Annotated in this window: 18 protein-coding genes and 2 pseudogenes; 12 read left to right on the top strand and 8 right to left on the bottom strand. The window is 59.7% G+C overall.

Translation table 11 applies throughout. The features are described from left to right. Positions 1-31 precede the first annotated feature (31 nt). The 6 genes from NKH41_RS18750 to NKH41_RS18725 all read left to right on the top strand — a co-directional run bounded on the left by NKH41_RS18750 (position 32) and on the right by NKH41_RS18725 (position 4,580). The gene (locus NKH41_RS18750; protein WP_352474480.1) at positions 32-910 is read left to right on the top strand and encodes an ABC transporter permease; all 879 of its coding nucleotides are present in this window, start codon (positions 32-34) and stop codon (positions 908-910) included. Continuing rightward, positions 907-1,716, top strand: coding sequence for an ATP-binding cassette domain-containing protein (locus NKH41_RS18745; RefSeq protein WP_352474463.1), 810 nt, complete (start codon positions 907-909; stop codon positions 1,714-1,716). Before NKH41_RS18750 ends, NKH41_RS18745 begins: the two co-directional genes overlap by 4 nt. A gap of 10 nt (positions 1,717-1,726) precedes the next feature. After that, a complete protein-coding gene (locus tag NKH41_RS18740) occupies positions 1,727-2,935 on the top strand; it encodes an agmatinase family protein (RefSeq protein WP_352474462.1) in 1,209 nt (402 codons plus the stop codon). A 2-nt stretch (positions 2,936-2,937) separates the two neighbouring features. After that, entirely contained in the window at positions 2,938-3,477 is a 540-nt protein-coding gene (locus NKH41_RS18735; protein ID WP_352474461.1) for a hypothetical protein, read from the top strand. Between the two features lie 47 nt (positions 3,478-3,524). Continuing rightward, positions 3,525-4,118 (top strand): HupE/UreJ family protein, encoded by a 594-nt coding sequence (locus tag NKH41_RS18730; protein WP_352474460.1) that lies wholly within the window; start codon positions 3,525-3,527, stop codon positions 4,116-4,118. A gap of 261 nt (positions 4,119-4,379) precedes the next feature. Next, entirely contained in the window at positions 4,380-4,580 is a 201-nt protein-coding gene (locus NKH41_RS18725) for a hypothetical protein (RefSeq protein WP_352769308.1), read from the top strand. Between the two features lie 825 nt (positions 4,581-5,405). Here NKH41_RS18725 and NKH41_RS18720 read toward each other — a convergent pair. The 7 genes from NKH41_RS18720 to NKH41_RS18690 all read right to left on the bottom strand — a co-directional run bounded on the left by NKH41_RS18720 (position 5,406) and on the right by NKH41_RS18690 (position 12,577). Beyond that, complete coding sequence (locus NKH41_RS18720; protein WP_352933283.1) at positions 5,406-7,604, bottom strand: xanthine dehydrogenase family protein molybdopterin-binding subunit; 2,199 nt, start codon at positions 7,602-7,604, stop codon at positions 5,406-5,408. 3 nt (positions 7,605-7,607) lie between these two features. Continuing rightward, on the bottom strand, positions 7,608-8,066 hold the full coding sequence (locus tag NKH41_RS18715; protein ID WP_352467057.1) for a (2Fe-2S)-binding protein: 459 nt from the start codon (positions 8,064-8,066) through the stop codon (positions 7,608-7,610). 347 nt (positions 8,067-8,413) lie between these two features. After that, positions 8,414-8,587, bottom strand: a complete 174-nt coding sequence (locus NKH41_RS18710) for a hypothetical protein (protein WP_352479198.1) — start codon at positions 8,585-8,587, stop codon at positions 8,414-8,416. 666 nt (positions 8,588-9,253) lie between these two features. Then, a complete protein-coding gene (locus tag NKH41_RS18705) occupies positions 9,254-10,669 on the bottom strand; it encodes a mannose-1-phosphate guanylyltransferase/mannose-6-phosphate isomerase (RefSeq protein WP_352933281.1) in 1,416 nt (471 codons plus the stop codon). Positions 10,670-10,724: 55 nt separating this feature from the next. Then, positions 10,725-10,886 carry a hypothetical protein gene (locus tag NKH41_RS18700; protein WP_352479197.1) on the bottom strand — a complete coding sequence of 54 codons (162 nt, stop codon included), beginning with the start codon at positions 10,884-10,886 and terminating at the stop codon, positions 10,725-10,727. 152 nt (positions 10,887-11,038) lie between these two features. Beyond that, entirely contained in the window at positions 11,039-12,028 is a 990-nt protein-coding gene (locus tag NKH41_RS18695; RefSeq protein WP_352517223.1) for a nodulation protein NodZ, read from the bottom strand. 393 nt (positions 12,029-12,421) lie between these two features. Then, positions 12,422-12,577, bottom strand: a complete 156-nt coding sequence (locus tag NKH41_RS18690; protein ID WP_352483792.1) for a hypothetical protein — start codon at positions 12,575-12,577, stop codon at positions 12,422-12,424. A 247-nt stretch (positions 12,578-12,824) separates the two neighbouring features. Between NKH41_RS18690 and NKH41_RS18685 the strand changes: the two genes are divergently transcribed. The 3 genes and pseudogenes from NKH41_RS18685 to gmd all read left to right on the top strand — a co-directional run bounded on the left by NKH41_RS18685 (position 12,825) and on the right by gmd (position 15,145). Beyond that, positions 12,825-13,229 (top strand): hypothetical protein, encoded by a 405-nt coding sequence (locus NKH41_RS18685; protein WP_352479097.1) that lies wholly within the window; start codon positions 12,825-12,827, stop codon positions 13,227-13,229. Positions 13,230-13,665: 436 nt separating this feature from the next. Then, positions 13,666-13,943: pseudogene (locus tag NKH41_RS18680) on the top strand (nodulation factor ABC transporter ATP-binding protein NodI); the annotation flags it as partial. Between the two features lie 131 nt (positions 13,944-14,074). Continuing rightward, complete coding sequence (gene gmd / locus NKH41_RS18675) at positions 14,075-15,145, top strand: GDP-mannose 4,6-dehydratase (protein WP_352479096.1); 1,071 nt, start codon at positions 14,075-14,077, stop codon at positions 15,143-15,145. A gap of 124 nt (positions 15,146-15,269) precedes the next feature. Here the strand turns inward: gmd and NKH41_RS18670 are convergent. Continuing rightward, positions 15,270-15,548 (bottom strand): annotated as a pseudogene (locus NKH41_RS18670) (integrase core domain-containing protein); the annotation flags it as partial. A gap of 687 nt (positions 15,549-16,235) precedes the next feature. Here NKH41_RS18670 and NKH41_RS18665 point away from each other — a divergent pair. The 3 genes from NKH41_RS18665 to NKH41_RS18655 all read left to right on the top strand — a co-directional run bounded on the left by NKH41_RS18665 (position 16,236) and on the right by NKH41_RS18655 (position 19,569). Next, entirely contained in the window at positions 16,236-16,715 is a 480-nt protein-coding gene (locus NKH41_RS18665) for a hypothetical protein (RefSeq protein WP_352933278.1), read from the top strand. 123 nt (positions 16,716-16,838) lie between these two features. After that, positions 16,839-17,537, top strand: a complete 699-nt coding sequence (locus NKH41_RS18660; RefSeq protein WP_352810641.1) for a thermonuclease family protein — start codon at positions 16,839-16,841, stop codon at positions 17,535-17,537. A gap of 844 nt (positions 17,538-18,381) precedes the next feature. Further along, positions 18,382-19,569: an ABC-three component system protein gene (locus tag NKH41_RS18655; RefSeq protein WP_352541482.1), complete on the top strand. Its 1,188-nt coding sequence runs from the start codon at positions 18,382-18,384 to the stop codon at positions 19,567-19,569. Position 19,570: the final 1 nt, after the last annotated feature.

Below are 19,570 nucleotides of genomic sequence, written 5' to 3'. Positions count from 1 at the left end.
GCGCGACATGCTAGCCAGAGGTACCGGCATCATGCAGGCCGCGGCAGGCCCCGAAGTCGCCCGCCTGCAACCTAGCAGGCCGAAAGCGCGGCTTCGCCTCATCAACGCGACGGTCTCGCGCGGCGGAGCGTTGCTGCTTGGGACGCTGCCGTTTGCCGCCGTGGCGATTGCCTATCTCTTCGCTTCGTCGCAAAGGCTGGCGGTCAATCCCAGCGACAAGCTGCTGCCCTCCCCTGCACAGATGTGGTCGGCCTTTTCAGACCTGGCGACAGTGCCGGACAAGCGCTCCGGCGACCTGATCCTGTGGGCCGACACCTATGCCAGCCTGATCAGGCTGTTCGCCGGAGTCGGCATGGCCACGCTGGTGGCGCTCAGCCTCGGCGTCGCCATAGGTTTCATCCCGCGCGTCAGGGCCTTTCTGCTGCCCTTGGTCACAGTTGTCTGCGTCATCCCGCCACTGGCGCTGCTGCCGATCCTGTTCATTGCGCTCGGCCTCGGCGAAACGGCCAAGATCACCTTGATCGCTCTCGGCGTCGCACCGGTCATGGTGCGCGACATCGCCAACCGGGTGATGGAATTGCCGCCGGAGCTCGTCGCCAAGGCACAGACGCTCGGCGGCAACAGCTGGACCATGGTGCTCAGGCTGGTGCTGCCACAGGTCATGCCGCGCCTCATCACTTGTGTACGGCTGGCGCTTGGGCCGGCCTGGCTGTTCCTGATCGCGGCAGAAGCCATCGCCTCCACCGAGGGGCTCGGCTACCGCATCTTCCTCGTTCGTCGCTACCTATCGATGGACGTCATCCTGCCTTACGTCGCCTGGATCACGCTGCTTGCGGTGATGACCGACTGGCTGCTCGTGCGGCTCTCTCACGTCATCTCGCCCTGGGCTCATCCGGTGCGGCGCAGATGAGCCGGATCCTCGTCCATAGACTGGAGAAGAGCTACGGCGACGCCCGCGTGCTGGAACGGGTCAACGTCTCCGCCGAAGCGGGTGAATTCCTGTCGCTGGTTGGCGCCAGCGGTTGTGGAAAATCGACGTTCCTGCGCATCCTGCTTGGCCAGGAACAGCAAAGTGGCGGCGTGGTCGTCGTCGGCGACCAGCCGATCGTGCCGGAGCCGACGCCGCAGCGCGGCATCGTCTTCCAGCGCTATTCCGTGTTTCCGCATCTGACCGCGTTGCAGAACTTGCTGCTGGTCGAGGACTTCCGTTCGGGCGGACCGTTCGGCCGCGTCTTCGGCGCCAGGCGCACAAGCGCCAGGCAAGAAGCCGAAACCATGCTGGAACGGGTCGGGCTTGGCCATGCGCGCGACCTCTATCCGGCCATGCTTTCTGGCGGCATGCAGCAGCGGCTGGCGATCGCGCAGACCTTGCTCGGCCGGCCGCAGATCCTGCTTCTCGACGAGCCGTTCGGCGCACTCGATCCCGGTATTCGCATCGAGATGCATGAGCTGCTCACCGAGCTCTGGACCGAGCACGGCATGACCGTGGTCATGGTCACCCACGATATCGGCGAGGCATTCAAGCTCGGCACCCGCGTGCTGGTCTTCGACAAGGTGCGCCACGACCCCCAGTTCCCGTCCGCCTATGGCGCGACGATCACCTACGATCTGAAGCTCGACCGCAAGCACCGGGCTTCCGCACGAGACGTGGCCGAAGTGGCCGCGATGGTCGGGACGACCCGACTGGATAGCGCAATCGCGACGACGGCGTCGTGAAGGAGGTTTCATGCACAGAGATAGTCCAGAACGCCGGCATCGTCGCGCCGGGCTCACCGACCACCAGCCACGCCAACGCTTCCACCATCCGAACTTCGAGATCCGCGACATGCAGGGCTGGAAGTCTATCGAGGCGGAAGGAAAGCTGCCCGAGGACGGCTGGCGCAAGGAACAGAAATGGGCACTCGACATGGGCCTGCCCGGATCGGATTCGATCATCGACAAGTCGATCCCGACATTCGCGCGAGGCGAGTTGCCGCACTTCGCCGGCATCAACACCTTCCTCAAGGCGCCCTATGTCGAGAACGTCCGCGATGTCGGCAGATATGACGCTGCCGTCATGGGCATTCCTTTCGACAGCGGCACCACTTACCGGCCCGGAACCCGCTTCGGGCCGCAAGGCATGCGCCGCATCTCGGCGCTTTACACCCCTTACAATTACGAGCTCGGTGTCGACCTGCGCGAGCAGATGACGCTTTGCGACGCCGGCGACGTCTTCACCATCCCCGCCAATCTCGAAAAGAGCTTCGACCAGATCACCAAGGGCGTCAGCCATGTCGCCTCGTCCGGCGCGCTGCCGATCATGCTCGGCGGCGACCATTCGATCGGGTTTCCGTGCGTGCGCGGTATCGCCGACGTGACCTCCAAGCGAATCGGCATCATCCATTTCGACCGCCACATCGACATCCAGGAAAAGGATCTCGACGAACGTATGCACACGACGCCCTGGTATTGGGCGACCAACCTGCCGAACGTCTCGGCCACCAATCTGGTGCAGCTCGGTATCGGCGGCTGGCAGGTGCCCCGTTACGGCGTGGCCGAGGCGAGAAAGCGCGGAACCAACGTGCTGACGATCTCCGATATCGAACAGATGGGGCTGGAGAAGGCGGCCGAGATCGCGCTCGAGCTCGCATGGAAGGACACCGACGCCGTATACATCTCCTTCGATGTCGACAGCATCGATTGCGGTTTCGTGCCGGGTACGGGCTGGCCGGAGCCCGGTGGCTTCCTGCCGCGCGAGGCACTGAAGCTGCTCGGGCTAGTGTCGGCGCCCGGCATCTGCGGACTGGAAGTGGTCGAGGTGTCGCCGCCCTACGACACGTCAGACATCACGGCGCTGTTTGGCGTGCGGGTTGTCGTCGAGGCGCTAGGCTCGATGGTCGCGCACGGCAATCTCGGCAAACACAGATCCATCATCGACAAGCCGACGAGCTTTTGACCATGCACGATGATCATCACCACCACAGCCATGATCATGGCGACGGTCACCATCACGGGCCGAACGGTCATCATCACCATCCCCACCCCGTCGGCCACAACGGGCCGGCCGGCAAGCCGTTGCAATGGCAGACACCGCATCTACCGCACGACCATGCGCCCGAACCCGCCGACGCGCGGGCGACCGATCTCGATCTCGTCGAGATCGCGTTTCTCGAAGGGTTTTCGCGGGCGCCCGACCCGTCCAGTTTCCTGCGCCTCGCCGGGATTCCGTTCGTCGGCGAGACCGCCGACGGCGTGCGGCTGCATCTTCTGCGCGTCGAGACGCAGGACATGGTCGATGTCGGCGCCGTCATGCCGCTGATTGGTGGCGCCGGCGTCACCTATCACCCGCTGCCCGCGAAACTGACGTCGCGCCGGCGCCGCCTGGCCTTCGTCTACCATAACGGCAAGGCACAAACGCCCCTTGACTTCGGCGAGGCGCGACTTCTGGCCGACAGGTCCGGCGCCGCACAATTCACCATGCCAGGGGCCGGACAATGAGCACCGGCCTTGAACCGATCGCACCCCTATCAAACAGGTCCAGAACCATGAACAGAACGCTTTCATCCTTCGGTAGACTCGCCCTGGCAGCCGCCACAACCCTCATCCCCTCATTGGCCTTCGCCCATAGCGGCGGTTTTCATGCCCACGGGTTTGTAGACGGCCTTCAGCACCCGCTGACCGGTATGGACCACCTGCTTGCCATGATGGCTGTAGGCATCATTGCCGCTCGCGCCGGCGGCAAGGGGATCATCATCGTGCCGTCGTGCTTTGTCTCGGCGATGCTCGCTGGCGCCCTGCTCGGTATCGCCGGCATCGGCCTGCCCTCACTGGAAACCGGCATAACGCTATCGCTGGTGGTCTTCGGCGCGATGATGGCGCTTGCCAAGCCGCTTCCGCTCGCTGTGGCCGCCTCGCTGACTGCTCTCTTCGCCCTCTTCCACGGCAATGCCCATGGCCTCGAAATTCCCGAGACGGCCAGCGGCATCGCTTATGCGGTCGGCTTCGTGGTCGCTACTTCGGCTCTTCACGCGACCGGCGCGTTAGCCGCCCTGACACTTCGGCGCTGGCCGCGAGCCATCCGCACGGCAGGCGTCGGCACGTCGTTGGTCGGCGTGGCGCTGGCGGCACAGATCATCTGAACCGCAGCCCATTCATCTGCGATGAACAGGAGGCGAAGGCGTGATCAACCGGCTAACCGTTGGGCAGCGCATCCGAAACGTGCTGTACCAGATCCTGAAGACCCGGTCTGAGCGACTCTGATCTCATCCGGAGATTGAGGCTAGCAGCTTGCCGTACGCCGCGCGCGCGTACGGAGCCGTCCGCCGTGGGTTGCGATTAACTTCCTAGCTGCAGCCGGACGGTCTTGCCTGACGTCGCCGGCCTGTTCCCAGCTACGCCAAATGATCGCCGTCGTGAACTCCGCGCCGACGAGCGTGACTTGGTCGTCACCGCTGCTGGCGGCCTCCCCGGGCGAGGTCATGAAGAACTGGCGTGTCAAAGCGCCGAACACATTCGATCGCGAATTCGGCTTCTCACGCATGGGCTACGAGATCGCCGCAGGGTGGGGTGCGGCGATGGCCGATGTAGCATCCAGACAGTAGTTCGAGGTTGATTGCGACGGGACTATGCGCGGATTTCCATTCCGAACACCCTGCCGGCGTCGTTCAAGCACTTGATAAACGATCCTGACACTCCACCGCCGGTTAGCAACACATCTGCGGCCTCCGGAGCCCACCATAAGTCAATAAAATCAAACGCTATGGACGGCGGTTCGCCTGCCTTGACTTGGCTAGCCAAGTGCAACAATGCCTCTAAATCATTGAAAGATAACGATAATGGTGGGCCCGGAGGGTATTCAGAAAGCCATAAAAATCAATTGGTAAGAGATCAGTGGGACTTCAGAGCATTCAAATCTTTTCCAATGTTTTTCAATGTTGTTGTCCCACTCAGAAGTGCCTCAGTCCACCAAGCCCACGCACTGAACGCCTCACTCGGAAGGGAGGTTTGCGCAAGGCGAAAGGAAGATCGCGTCGGTGTGCAGCCTTCCTGAGAAGGGTCGCGGTAGCGCCAACTGCTGACGCTCAGCGCGAAGACATCAATGTCCTGTTATGGGGCCGTCAGAGGACCGGCCGCTTCTCGCGCCCAGAAAGCGATAGCAGACATGCAACTAGGTGGTACAAAGTCTCTAGCGTGACCCTTTCGAGACATTTGCGTGCGGCGTTTGCGTCTCGAAAGCGGTTCTTTAGTGCTACCAGCACCAACGACCGTCTGCGGTCGTTCAGAACACGGGTTACCGTCTCTAAACCGGATATTGGACCGGGCAGCCGCCGGAAATTGCGAATGGAGGTGATCGCCTGTCAGGAGGCGTTCAAAAACGACCTACGACCGCGATCTTCATCCGGCCGTTTTCATGGTGTCATTCCCGGCTATGCTGACAAGTTCTTTATGATCGGCAGCTTGCGGATCGTCTTGCCCGTCGCCGCCCGTAGCGCGTTGGCGACGGCCGGGCCGATCGGCGGCACACCCGGCTCGCCAACGCCCGTGGGCGGCTCGTCGGACGGCACAATGTGCACCTCGACGCGCGGCATCTGCTCGATCCTGAGCGGCATATAGGTGTCGTAGTTCTCTTGGTCTACGACACCGCCCGTCAGGGTCAGCTCCTCCTGGAGGATCGCGCCTAGCCCGAAGCCGATACCGCCCTCCATCTGAGCGCGGATCTGGTCAGGATTTATCGCGGTGCCGCAATCTACCGCGCAGACGACGCGGTCGACTTTGAAATCATTTCCATCGTTGAAGGTGATCTCCACCACCTCGGCGACATAGGTCGAGAGGCTTTCATGCAGGGCCACGCCGCGGAAATGGCCTTCCGGCAGAGGCTTGTCCCAGCCTGCCTTCTCAGCAGCCAATTTCAGCACGCCGGCATGCCGTGAATGGTGACCGAGCATCGACAAGCGGAAGTCGACCGGATCACGGTTCGCAGCGGCGGCGAGCTCATCAATCAGGGTTTCCATTGCGTAAGCGGTGTGGGTGGAGCCTACCGAACGCCACCACAGCACTGGGATGTTCACGTCCGTGGTGGTCAGCTCGACCTTCAGGTTCGGGATCGCATAGGGCAGGTTGGTGGCGCCCTCCACGGAGGTCGGATCGATGCCGTTCTCGATCATCGCCGCAAAGGGCGAACCGCCCGCGATCGATTGGCCCACGATGTGGTCATGGAGAGCGACGACATTGCCTTCCTTGTCGAGCCCCGCCTTGACTGCGTGCACATAGGCCGGCCGGTACCGCCCACCCCGCATGTCGTTCTCGCGGGTCCACTGCACCTTCACTGGCTTGCCGGGTCCCAGTGCACGCGCTGTGGAAACAGCTTCGATAATGAGATCTGCGTCCGAGACCGCTCGGCGGCCGAAGCTGCCGCCGGTCTTCATCACGTGCAGCGTCACCTTGTCCGGCGTGGTGCCGCCTACTTGAGCGGCAGCCGCCTGATAAAGGTCGGGCATCTGGTGTCCGCCCCAGACGTCGATGGTGCCGTTTTCGTTGATTCGGGCGGCCGCGTTGAGTGGCTCGATCGAAGCATGGACAAGATAGGGGAATTCGTAGTGCCCTTGGATGACTTTCTCAGCACTGGCCAACGCTGCGGGAGTGTTACCGTCGTCGCGCGCGGTGGCCGCGCCCGGATCGTCTGCTGCCTTAGTGTATTCGGCCATGATCTCGGCCGTGCCGCGCCTTTCGGCCTTCTCTTCGTTCCAGGTCACCTCCACGAGATCGCGGCCCTTGAGCGCCGTCCACATGTCCCTGCCGACCACGGCAATGCCGCGCGGCGTCTGGACGACATCGACAATGCCGTCGAGTGCCTTGGCCTTGGAGGCGTCGAAGCTCTCGATCTCAGCGCCGAACTTCGGCGGATGGATCATAACGGCCGTATTGAGTCCATCCATCTTGAGGTCGATCGTGTAGGTCTGCGCGCCATTGGTCTTGCCGGCGGAATCGTAGCGCTTGAGGCTGTCCGATCCGATCTGGGCCCACTTGTCGCGCGGCTTTAGCGGCACGTCGTCGGGAACCGGCATTCCCGCTGCGGCTTCAGCCAGGTCACCGAAGCGCGCCTGCATCCCTGAGGCGTGCGACACGACCCCGGAAGCCACTGTGATCTCGCCGGCTGGCACGTCCCACCGCTGCGCCGCGGCCGCCACCAGCATGGCCCGTGCGGCAGCACCCGCCTTGCGGTAGCGCTCCCACGACGAGCTCATCGACGTGGAGCCACCGGTTCCCTGCGCGGCCCCGCCCCAGGCGAGATTGCCGTAGAGCGCGGTATTGCCATATCCGCCGACCACGTGGACCTGCGCCCAGGCGCCGTCGAGCTCTTCCATAACCAGGGTGGCGATGCCGAAATAGGAGCCTTGTCCCATCTCGAACTGCGACGAGTGGATGACGATTCGGTTCTCCGGTGTGATCTCGACATAGGTTTGGAAGGGGTTCGCCTGGACCGCTGCAGGCGTTTGTGCGTTGGCGGGCGCGGCCATCATTAGCCGGTAGCCCACGGCGAGGCCCGCGGTGGTGACGGCCGTGCCGAGGAGGAACTGGCGGCGCGTGGGCCCCACGGCATTATGCTTCGGGAGAAACTGCAACATGCCTCAAGTCTCCAGCCGGTTGGCGGTCTCGTGGATGGCCGCGCGGATGCGATGATAGGTGGCGCAGCGGCAGAGATTGCCGCTCATCGCCGAATCAATATCATCGTCCGTCGGCTTCGGCGTCTCTGTCAGGAGGGCCACGGCCGACATGATCTGGCCAGACTGGCAATAGCCGCATTGAGGTACGTCGAACTCGGCCCACACGGCCTGGACCGTTTCGCCGATCTTGCCCGACACGCCCTCAATGGTGGTGATCGAGGCTCCTTCGATGTCGCCGACTGCGGTCTGGCACGAGCGCGTCGGCATGCCGTTAACGTGAACCGTGCAAGCGCCGCACTGGGCAAGGCCGCAACCGAATTTCGTTCCTGTGAGTCCGATGCCGTCACGGATCGCCCAGAGCAGCGGCATCTCTGGATCGACGTCGAGTGTTCGCGCCTCGCCATTGAGGGTAAAAGCGACCATGGCTTGCTCTCCTTGTCCTGAGCTGGCTATCTCGTTGCGCCTCCGCCCGGCTAGGAACCGGACTCTTCTTGCTGAGGCATAGCGACCACAGACTAGGATCGCGCAGCTCGAGCAACAAGCCGCTAGCTGGCAATCGCGAGATCGTGAAGTGGCTCGTGTCGAAAGGCTGGAGGCAACTGAATGTCATTTTTGGGCCGACCGGCCGGTCAGTTTCCGGCTCGATGACCTGGTTGGCAGTCATTCCGCTTCTAAGCCTAAACCCCAGACATGAACTGTAGCAGCATCATAAAAGACGACATCAAGCGGCCGTTTTTCGTTGCGCTGCACCGCTAGCTCGTTCGCGTGGTTCATGATCCGCTGGTTATCCGCGGATGCTGGTTCACCATAGATGCCAGAAACTTGCCACGCGCTATGCGGTTAAGGATGTGGTCGTCATTCGTAGCGAGCGAATGGCCGAAAATGAAGAAGCAATGGCTGGCGGTCTTCACATTCGCGGTGAACTGCTTGAAGCCTTGGTACAGGTAGGCATTGTGACGGATCTTCGCCTTCTTCTGGGCGCTGGTGGGCTGATGAAGGGCGGCTTAGGGTCATGATTTCCCGCTGCAATGACCGATGAGTCACAGACGCTGCATTTCGCGCTAGACCGCAACTGCGGTATTCTCGATCATACGCTCAGCTATCCTATTCGCACCTCGTTGCCGCCGTTCGCCGCACCTATCGATCGGAGGCCTTCCAGCCTCGCGATAGCCGCGCTATGTGGCTGCACACAACCTGACGACGAACAGGAGCAAGATTGGACATAGAAGCCAGCACAAGATCGCCCTCCCCCGGTCCTTGCTCGTTTTCATGAGAAAACAATCGAACTGAGTGCTGCGGGGATAGCGAGGTCGATTTGGCCCACTTCAGAGCGAAGTCGGCCATAAGCCATTGATATAATTTTGGTGGGCCCTGAGGGTGCTTGGAAAGTCAGAAATATCAAAGGCTATTCGACAGTGGGACTGTGTTGCGTTACTATGCTCTCCGGTCTTTTCCGGTTGATTTGTCCCACCCTGATGCCGATTGCGGTCATTCGCCGCTGCCTTGGTCAATTCCCGATTCCACAAGCATCCGGTCCTGAGTGGGCAGACGGCCTTCCTAGTGGTAATTAGTCAGCGACACGTTGACCGTTCTCGTCATGCGGGTGAAATCTACGTTCGACCATATACGTCGTCGAAGCGAACGATATCATCCTCGCCGAGATAATCGCCGCTCTGCACTTCAATGATCACCAGGTCAATTCTGCCTGGGTTCTCCAGCCGATGCTTATGGCCGCAGGGGATGTAGGCTGATTGGTTTGTCGCCAGGAACAACTCCTGCTCGCCATTGACGATTTTCGCGGAGCCGCTGACCACGACCCAGTGCTCCGAACGATGATAGTGCATCTGCAGGCTCAGCCGCCGACCGGGCTTCACCTCGATGCGTTTGATCTTGAAGCGCTCGCCTTCCTCAAGAACCGTGTAGGTACCCCACGGCCGGTGTACCGTGCTATGGACCAGGTGAGCTTGATGTCCTGAAGCCTTGAGGCCCTCGAACAGCTTCTTGACGTCCTGAACGCGGTCGCGGGATGCGACAAGCAAAGCGTCCGGGGAATCGACGATCACCAGATCGCTGACACCGACCGTGCCGATGACGCGCTTGTCGGAGCTCACATAGCTGCCGGTCGTGTCGACCATATGCACATCGCCGCGTATCCTGTTCCCGCTTTCGTCGGGGGCGATCAAATCGGCCATTGCGTTCCAGGATCCGATGTCGTTCCAATCCATGTCGCAGGCAACCACGGCAAGTTTGTTCGTCTTCTCCATGACAGCGTGGTCGAGCGAGATTCGCGGGGCGGAGCCGAAATGCTCAGGCGCGAGTTCGATTTTGGCAAAGCCTTCGCCTTGACTGAAGCGCCCGTTCTCGTAGCTGTCGGAGGCGGCCTGGATCACCGCGGGGCAATGCGATGCCATCTCGTCGAGCATGGTTTGTGCGCTAAAGCAGAAAATGCCGGCGTTCCAGAAGAAGCGCTTGGACGCGACATAGGCTTTGGCTGTGTCCAGATCCGGTTTTTCAACGAAACGGACGACTTTCTCACCATCCGCTTCGATATAGCCGAATGCCGTGTCCGGTCTGGTTGGGGTGATGCCCAATGTGGCGATCCGCCCGAGCTTCGCATGTTCGATGGCCCGGCACATGACGTCTAAAAATGCAGGCAGGTTGCCAACCATGTGATCGGCTGGGAAGACGCATAGAATCGCGTCAGGGCCTTGCGTTGCCTTGGCATGGATGGCGGCTGCCGCAACGGCTGCGGCCGTATCCCGGCCTTCAGGCTCGAGCAAAAAGGTGCGTGGCAGGACCACGGAATCTAGTTCGTCGAACTCGTCCTTGGTAAGGAAGAGGTGTTCCCCAGATGTCACGGCGACGAGTTCCACTACGCCCTTTATCGAACCGACGCGCAGCACAGTGTGCTGAATGAGAGAATGTCCATCTGCTACTTTAAGGAAAGGTTTGGGGTGCGATTGCCTCGAAGCGGGCCATAGCCGCGATCCGGCTCCACCGCTGATGATGACGGGAACCACTTTCATTAAACAACCTCGATTTCGTCTCTGGACGTCATTGCCCGCGCCCTTAGCGTCAGCGTCACGACCGCCGTCGCTCTAGGATGGTCTTGCGGCGCTCCGAGTAACAGCGAAGTTCTGGCGCGTTGCCGGACGGCCGCAGATGAATGATCTCGTCATTCTGTATTCGTGCCCTAAGGCCGTTGGTTTCATCGACGTCGGCAACAGTGCCGAATGGAGCCAAGAACTGCTGCAGTGTGTCCGGATCCTCAAGCCTGCGGATCAAGCTGAGCAGCTGCGGGACATTTAGCGTATGCCATGGCCCGCCTCTCGTGGATTGCGGTCGATGTCTCTATGCCTGTTCGTTCCATTTGCCGAATTGCCCAGGTAGCGGTCTTAATCAAGATGAGAGACTCTTTGGCTGCCTTCTATCAAAATCAAACGACTTGGGTCCTTCAGATCGAACTCAATTACCCGCGGTACGAAAAGGCGTGCATATCGTGTAAAGGCGCTCGTCGGAGGAAACCGAACTACAGTATCGCAGCGCCCGAGAAGATACATCTCAACGAGGGCGGAAATTGCGCCGTCCATCCCAAGTGCTGCAGTGTGTAAGGGGCCGTCTTGATCGGATCGGAAATGCTTGGGGACGGTCAGAAGATCGGGAAACTTGGCCGACAGATGATCCAGGATTTGCGCGCTGTCCGTGCACAAGAACAGCCGCACAGGCTTGGGGTGCGGCAACGCTTTAGCCTTATCAACCGCAGTGCACACTTGTCGAACGGCGAACTCCGGATCGGCCCAGTAGGGCGCATGGTCCATGATGTCTTCACCGTTACCATGTCGAACATGAACCCCGATGATGCTGTGCCCCTCAAAACATTCTTGGTAAATGGCATCTATGCGTGTTTGAATTTCAGACCGAGGCTTGACACTCTGGAAGACCTGCCGCTCGGCATCCTCATCGCAGCGCCACATCAAGCAAGCGTCACACACTACTGTGTTCGCTTCGACATCGTGTTCGGCCTGAAAGAGCTCGCCCAACTCGTCGCGCTCTTGGAAAATCTGCTCATCTGGGCGGTAAAGGCAGTCGATCGCTGGCCTATTCCACCACTCCGGGAAGAATGGACCCGGGAAGGAAAAGTCGTTGATCCGGTCGTCGCAAATAGCCGGTACGCCAGCGATGTCATTGATCGGTTGGAAGAACACCGGAAAGGCATTTGTGAAGGGTTGGTCGAGATAGCAGGACCCGCGCCAGTCGACGGCTAGCGTTCGTCCCGACCGCTGAGCGTAGCGCCAAGCGGCCGCCAGCGACCACAGACAATCACCGAACCCCGTACGCCTCTGAGAGACGACGAACCTGCGCTTTACCAATCCACTGACCTGCATTTTCGGAAATCTCGTTTCAGAGACGAGGTTGCATCTGACTTGGGATCTCTTAATCGATACTAGTCGACCGTTACGCCGGGCGATTTGGTAGAGGCTGCGCGTGGGGCAGAAGAGCTCCTCAGCACTGCCTATCCTTATCTCTGTGACGCTCGCAAATCTTGACGCCGGGTACACTCGCTTCCGGTTTAAATTCAGCGTTCTCTAATGCGCCCGGCGACATGTGTAAAATTGATTGCGTGAATGTGGCCCATCCATGTGATGGATACTAAGGCGTTCCTTGACCATGAGCCTCTGCTGACGTGGGGCCGCGCTTTGCTAAGCGAAACAGCCGGTCGAGGCAGTCCACAAAGTCCCTTTTTCAAGTCCAATTCTTAACTGCCTCAACGTAACATGTCATTTGCGGGCGTTTCCTGAAGGACGGATGTGCAGGACCCGCCAGCCGTCGAATGTCAGGCGCAGGCCATCCACGTCATTTATGGCCATCATGGCGTCCGGTCCCATCGAAAGATGCGACACGGCGCCCTCTGACGCTTTCAAGTGCGCCAACATGGCGCAACTCCTGCCGGATAGCTTTCGAGCCGGCTGGACTGAGCGACTGGCACGCGATGCTGTGCGACGATGGCCGGGAGAGGAATTTTGGCGTCTGCAGCCATGTGGAGGATCGTTCCGACGGTTCTGCGGGTTCTCGGTGTCAGAGCGGACACCTGTGCGAACCCGCTCTCGTCCGTTTTCGACAGGCCCTTGAGGTTCATGACCCTGTTGTTCGCCGAGATCACCCGCCAGTTCAGCGATCCAGGTGAAGATCGGCACGCCTGTCGATGCGGCGATCATCGCCTCGGCCAGCGAAGATGATGAAGAGGGCCATTGGGTCAAGTACAAGCGCCGACCAGCGTTTCATTGCTTCAAAGCCCATTTCGGTGCCTACGCCGATACGGCCCTTGTCGAGGAGATCGCCGTCACGGCGCCCACACCGAGGACGGCAACGCCGTTCCTGATGCTCTGCCCGACAATCCCGGCGAAGTGTTTGCCGACAGCGCCTACCGAGGCAATCATCTCGGCGACGCGGTGCGCGCCAAGGGTGGAAGGCCGCGCATCGTCGCAACCGCTATGTGGGGGCGCGACGAGGCCGAAAGCTCGACGCCTGGAACCAACCGATCCACAGAATTTGTACTCGGATCGAGAAGATCTTCGGCACCTGTAGCCGGATGCGATGGCGAGGGCTGGCAAAGGCGGCCGTTCAAATTCGCCGCACTGCGATCGCCTACAGTATGAATCACAGTTTGATGGTCGCCTCGTCCCGCCCATCGTTGAAGCCCAGCCACCGTTTTCGGGCTAGCGCGCCCGAAATTCCTTGGAGGTCAATACGTAATGCCCTACCCGGCTTTTCGCCGCCGTCTCAGATGTGCGGTTCGCCCAAGCCCCGACTGCCACGAACTTTGTCTTCGCGCGGAGCGAAACCTCGCGCCCACGACTTTGTGCCGCCGATGGTGCCGCGCTGCCCTGTCAAACAATCCATTTTGTGGATGCACCTCATCCAAACAATCGATTTCACTGATCAAACAATTTCCATTAGAAGACGCTGAAGCAGGCAAAGATTACTTGGTCAGCGCAAAAGAGGGATGGTGGAGTTCTAGTGTGGGTTGGACCCACATGCTCGCCATTTTATCTGGGAACTGCTACGTGCCCTGTTGGCGCAGGGCAATACGATTCCACTGGCCACCCACTTCGTGGAAGAAGCGGAGCGGCTGGGAAACCGACTGTGCGTGCTTGAGAACGGATGTAGAATCCCAGAAGGGCGTCCTAACTCGCTGATTGATGAGCAAATCGGGTGAGTTCGGCACTCAGGCCGCATGTGCGACTTAGGCAGGTTAGCGGCGAGACTCTGTTTTGCTATGCCTCGAAGCAGGAGCAAGTGTGCTCGCTGGCTGACACTGTCAATGACGAGCTCCGCGCCGCATCTGTCGAAATCCTACCATAGGGTATGAGGCGGGCCGCCGGTGTGGCGAGCCAGATTCGAAACTTCAACTACCATAGAGCAGGAAGAAAATGGGCGAGAACAGGAAAGTTGCTCTGGTTACGGGCATAACGGGACAGGATGGTGCCTATCTCACGCGTCTTCTGCTGGAAAAAGGCTACGTCGTTCATGGGATTAAGCGACGTTCCTCTTCCTTCAACACGGGTCGCATCGAAGACATCTACCAAGACCCGCACGATCCCGATCCGCGCTTAATTTTGCATTACGGTGACCTCACTGATGCGACTAATCTCATCCGAGTAGTTCAGGAATCCCAGCCAGACGAGATTTACAACTTGGCCGCTCAGAGCCATGTCCAGGTGTCGTTCGAAACGCCGGAATACACAGCAAACGCCGACGGTATCGGAACATTGCGACTTCTTGAGGCGATCCGCCTTCTCGGTCTGAAGGACAAGACCCGCTTCTATCAGGCCTCGACTTCAGAGCTCTACGGCCTCGTGCAATCCGTACCGCAGAACGAAACAACGCCCTTTTATCCGCGCAGCCCTTACGCCGCCGCCAAGCTCTACGCCTACTGGATCGTGGTCAACTATCGCGAGGCCTATGGTATCCATGCTTCCAACGGCATTCTCTTCAATCATGAAAGCCCACTGCGCGGCGAAACTTTTGTGACGCGCAAGATCACCCGCGCCGCCGCTGCTATCTACCTCGGCAAGCAGGACAAGCTTTATCTCGGCAATCTCGATGCTCAACGCGATTGGGGCCATGCGCGTGAGTACGTGCGTGGTATGTGGATGATGATGCAGCAGGATCAACCGGATGATTACGTGCTGGCGACGGGCAAGACGACCCCTGTCCGCCAATTCGTCGAATGGGTTTTCAAAGATGTCGGCGTCGAGCTCGAATGGCGTGGTGAGGGAGTCGACGAAAAGGGCTATGATGTCGAGACCGGCAGATGCCTAGTCCAGGTAGACCCACGCTACTTCCGCCCCACGGAAGTCGATCTTCTCCTGGGCGATGCCACCAAGGCGAAGGAGAAGCTCGGCTGGGTGCATGAGACATCCGTGCGCGAGCTCGCCGCGGAAATGGTGCGGGAAGACCTCAAGGTCATGCAGACATCGGTAATCATGAAGGAAGCATAATGTACGATCTGAAGGGAAAAGCCGTGTGGGTCGCGGGCCACAAGCATGGTGGGCAGCGCTGTTGTAGGCCGCCTCGCGTCTGAAGACTGCAAAGTTATGGCCGCCCTGACGTTTCCCCCAAATTTTATCCAGTCTTGAGTTCGTTTCCGCGGGTGGATTTGCCCTGATGGCCAGTGGACGCGACGGGTGCTGGCGCGGAGCGTTTCACGTTGCGCAGCGCGAGCGACCGTCGCGGGTTGAAGGTCGATGCACATTCGTTGGGTGTCTGCCATCCGATGTGCGAGTGCGGACGCGCGCCGTTGTAATCGGCGCGCCATACATTGAGCCTCGCGCGGGCCTGGGCCAGGGACGTGAACCGCGTCTCGTTGAGGAGTTCATCGCGAAGGGGGCCGTTGAAGCTCTCGCGTTAGGGTCATAGCCAACCTCCGACTGTGAACTCGCGGAAGCGATTTACGGCAAGCGCACACAGCAGCTCGTCCACGGCGTTCGTACATGAAGTTTGGAAACTTATAATACTGGTACACACCTCCATGGGGGAACATTATCTCCAATATCTCAGCGATTACCGGATAGCTATCTGCCTTCACCTACCTCGGCCTAGTGCAGAATCTTGGCCGAATGAACTCGGCGCTCTTGGTGCACACCAATGGTCCGTCCCGCGCGAAGTGCGATCATACCGCCGCAGCTTACCTTCAAATCCGGCACTGGCGAGGATCTAGATCCAAGCCGACGGCGCCGGGGATCAAATAAAAAGCCGCTGCCCGCGCGGACGGTCAAGGCTGCGCCGGCCGACCATGGCGGAGGGACCACCTTGGTCAACGGCACGGCCCGATGACGGCGTGCCGATGTACCACAACATGCGGCGAGATAGAGCCTTCCGGCGTCGCGGAAAAAAAGCCCGCCGGTTTTGAGCCAGCGGGCAAGTTCTGGAGTGGCTGAGATCAACCCAGCATCAGTCAACGACCGGCGGAAGAGTTGGTTGCAGTGGATGCCAGCTAGCCGCAGCATGCTGTGAATCGTAGCAATGTGAAAAACAAAACTCTGGACTTCTAGGTCGGACTCGCCCCAATATTTGTTTGGGGGAATTCACATGAAAATTGGAGCACTCATCGCAAGTGCAGCCCTGTGCGTCAGCGGCTGCTCTACGAGCACTGTCGTGTCGGACAGCGATCTCACGGCAATGAATACCGTTGCGCTATGTCACGTTCTCGCCAGCAGCACGGACGAACAGTATCGTAGTCGGGTAGCGGCGCTTCTAGTGCGCAGGCGCGCAACAGCAGAGAAGTGCACCAGGCTTGTGAAAACCGACAATGCTGTCGCGACAGGAATAGCGGTCGCGGCTGTCGGCGGCGCAGCTGTGGGTGTCGCTGCCAACAACGGCTATGGAGGCGGAACATATTACCGGCCACCGCCACCACAAATCTATGGCGTCGCGTGGGACCAATTCTATGGCCAGAACTACAGCGTTATTTGGCGCTGCCGCGACCGGTCCACCGGGCGGTTCGTTGACGATTACTATTGCGCCGGCCTGCCCATGGTCGACAGCGCATGGCCGGGCTGGTCGGCGTAGCGGATGAGCAGGCCATACCGCAAATATCGATCCAATCGGTGGCAGAGACCCACCGGTGCCAAGCTGTGGCGGCGCCAACTTGCGAGCGTGCCGGCAATGCTCAGTCTTACGGCAGCGGCGGCAGTGGCTGCCTTCCTGGCGCCGTCGGGCGCGCAACGCAGCGACGATGCATCAAAGGCCAGCCCACGAAGGGCGGCGCCCGCCTTGCTTACCGGTGTCGCATCCGTCATTGACGGCGATACGATCGAAATCCACGGCCAGCGCGTCCGCTTCAACGGCATCGACGCGCCAGAGAGCCGACAGCTGTGCCGCGATGCGAATGGCGCCGAGTATCCTTGCGGCCGGCGATCGGCCGAAGCGCTGGACACTTTCCTGGCCGCGTCGAGGCCGCTCGAATGCACATTCGTGACGTGGGATCGCTACCACCGCTTTGTCGGCGATTGTCGGCGCGCCGACGGCGCGGGCGTGGCCGCCTGGATGGTCCAGCACGGCCAGGCGCTGGATTGGCCTCACTACAGCCAGGGCGCCTATGCGGGGCAGCAGGCGCAAGCCCAAGCCTCAAAGATCGGCCTGTGGGCCGGGACGTTTCAGGCACCCTGGGAATGGCGCGCTGCGCACGCCGACGGCGCGGCGCCGTCGAGCCGCCCACTGGGCATCATCAGCCGTAAGCTGGTCGCGCAGAGCGGCTATTCTTGCGAGCCGCGGAGAACGTGCAAGCAGATCGGTTCCTGCGACGAAGCCAACTGGTACCTGCAAAACTGCTCATGGGGCGGAAAACTCGATCGCGACAAGGATGGGATCCCATGCGAAACACTCTGCTAGCTGAAATGTAACGGAGTAAGCGCGCTACGGCCTGTTCGGCTTTCCGCTTACACCGATCCAACGAAGACCATGCATGGGCGACGCGGTCTGCTAACCCCATTTTTTGACGAGGTATTCTATATCTGAAGGGCAGAAAAAGTTATTCCGACAATAGAGAGAAGACGCCTTAACTAAGACTTTCAAAACCGTTAAGTGTATGCTGGCAGGCGATCAAGGCGTGATGTTGCCCTGTCGGGGGGGCGAGTAAAATGCAGACTGTGATGAGTCAAAAGCTGGCAAGCTATGGCCAGTGGACCTACCGTGGTGCCTGGGCCTAGAGATTGCGGCCGCAGCGATTGGTCTTACGACAGGTGTAGCATTAGGCGTACAAGCGTTTTCTGCAAGCGAGTCTGTCACTGCAATGGATTTGACGCTCGCCAGTGCACCCTTTCTCATGGTGGCAATCGCGGAGCTCACCAAGATACCGATAGCTACCCACCGCCAAGACCTTGGATCGGACCTAAGTGTTCGTCCGTTGTCGGAATCCAGCTAATTTGGCCCTGTGTTCCTGAAGATTTTACCAAAAGCGCCTTCAGGGAGGAGGTGCCCATCTTGCGGATGAGAAATCAGTGGCCTGTCAATGTAATGTATTTCGCGGGGCGCAGCCGGTTGTCGGAGCACCTTTTGCTGCGCAATTCAAATAGGATTGAAACCACCTGTTTTTCCTATGGGAAACACTCCAGAAATATCGGCTTGAAATTGCAATTGCCGCGAGAGATCGCCAAGCTGATGACAAGGTCGATTCGACTTGGGTGGCAGGTAGCGATTGTCTGGGATAGAGAGTTTTTCTGCAGCAGACTCCTTGGTGGGATATGTCTACCAATGTGAGTATGCGCTATTTCGAGCCCTGGATACGGATGATCCCGCGGAAGGCTTCATGGTGGAAACCTTCGACGACGTGGTCGTCGGAGGGAAGGACGAGGCGTTTGAGCTTTTGCAGCTGAAACACCACGACCCCGCCAAGGCAAAGGCCTTCACCGACAAAAGTGCGGATTTGTGGAAAACGATCCGCATCTGGTCCTCTCTCGTCAGGGACGACGCTGTCGATCCAAGCAAAACCGCGTTCTTTTTGCTCACCACTGCCCAGCCCTCGTCCTCTGCGATGCTTGTGGATTATCTAGCGCCCAAGGGAATCACGGGAGGAACGAGGCACGTAAAGGCTGCTAAAGGCCTTCTCATGCAGATCGCGAAGGAGATAGAGGCCGGAACGACGGGTAGCATGAAGAAGAACGTCGAGCCTTTCTTGGCATTACCAGAAGCCGCCCGCGACGTGCTGATTGGAAACATGACCATAGTGCCGGGAGTGGCGGTTATCGAGAGCCTTCGCCAGAAGATCGTCAAGCGATTAAGCCTGACGGGTGCTACGACCGGAAATCTGGAGCGCTTGGCGCAGTCGCTGGTTGGCTGGTGGTACTGGGTTTTGATCGAGCGCCTCAGAACGAAAGAGAAAGTGCCGATCAGTAAAGAGCTGCTCCAAGAGAAAATTACGGATTTGGTTTCCCAGTATGTCGTGTCGAGCTTGCCTATATTCGAAGACATCACGGACCCGAACGCCGACCAAAAGGCTCGCCTGTTGCAGAGGCTGTTCGTTCGGCAATTGATGGCTATCGGGCACGCTCCGGACAAGACGGCGGTCGCCGGGGCGCTACTTGATGTCTACAAGGCTGATGGGCACATAAAGCGCTGGATTGAGAGCCTGCGGCTGCAGCCAAAGGAATTACAAGAGTTCAAGGATCAGCTTTACGGTCACTGGGCAGCGAAATTCGGTGCGATCGAACCTGACGCAGACGCTTGCCTTGGCCGGGACGGCGTAGAATTTGAGCTAGAAAAGCTCGGCCGAACCGCTCTAAGCGGCTCACTCTCGGGAAGTCAGGCAAAGCTCAAGGACGTCGAGCTCGATTATCTACGGCGCGGCGTCTTACACCTCATGGCGAACGAACCAGTGATCGGTTGGCACCCTCACTGGACCGCGAAATTCAAGCCGGACGAATAAT

Source organism: Mesorhizobium sp. M1169, from assembly GCF_040318345.1.
Classification (GTDB): domain Bacteria; phylum Pseudomonadota; class Alphaproteobacteria; order Rhizobiales; family Rhizobiaceae; genus Mesorhizobium.
The sequence above is the reverse complement of the archived record's forward strand: the minus strand, read 5'-3'. Positions and strand labels throughout refer to the sequence as shown.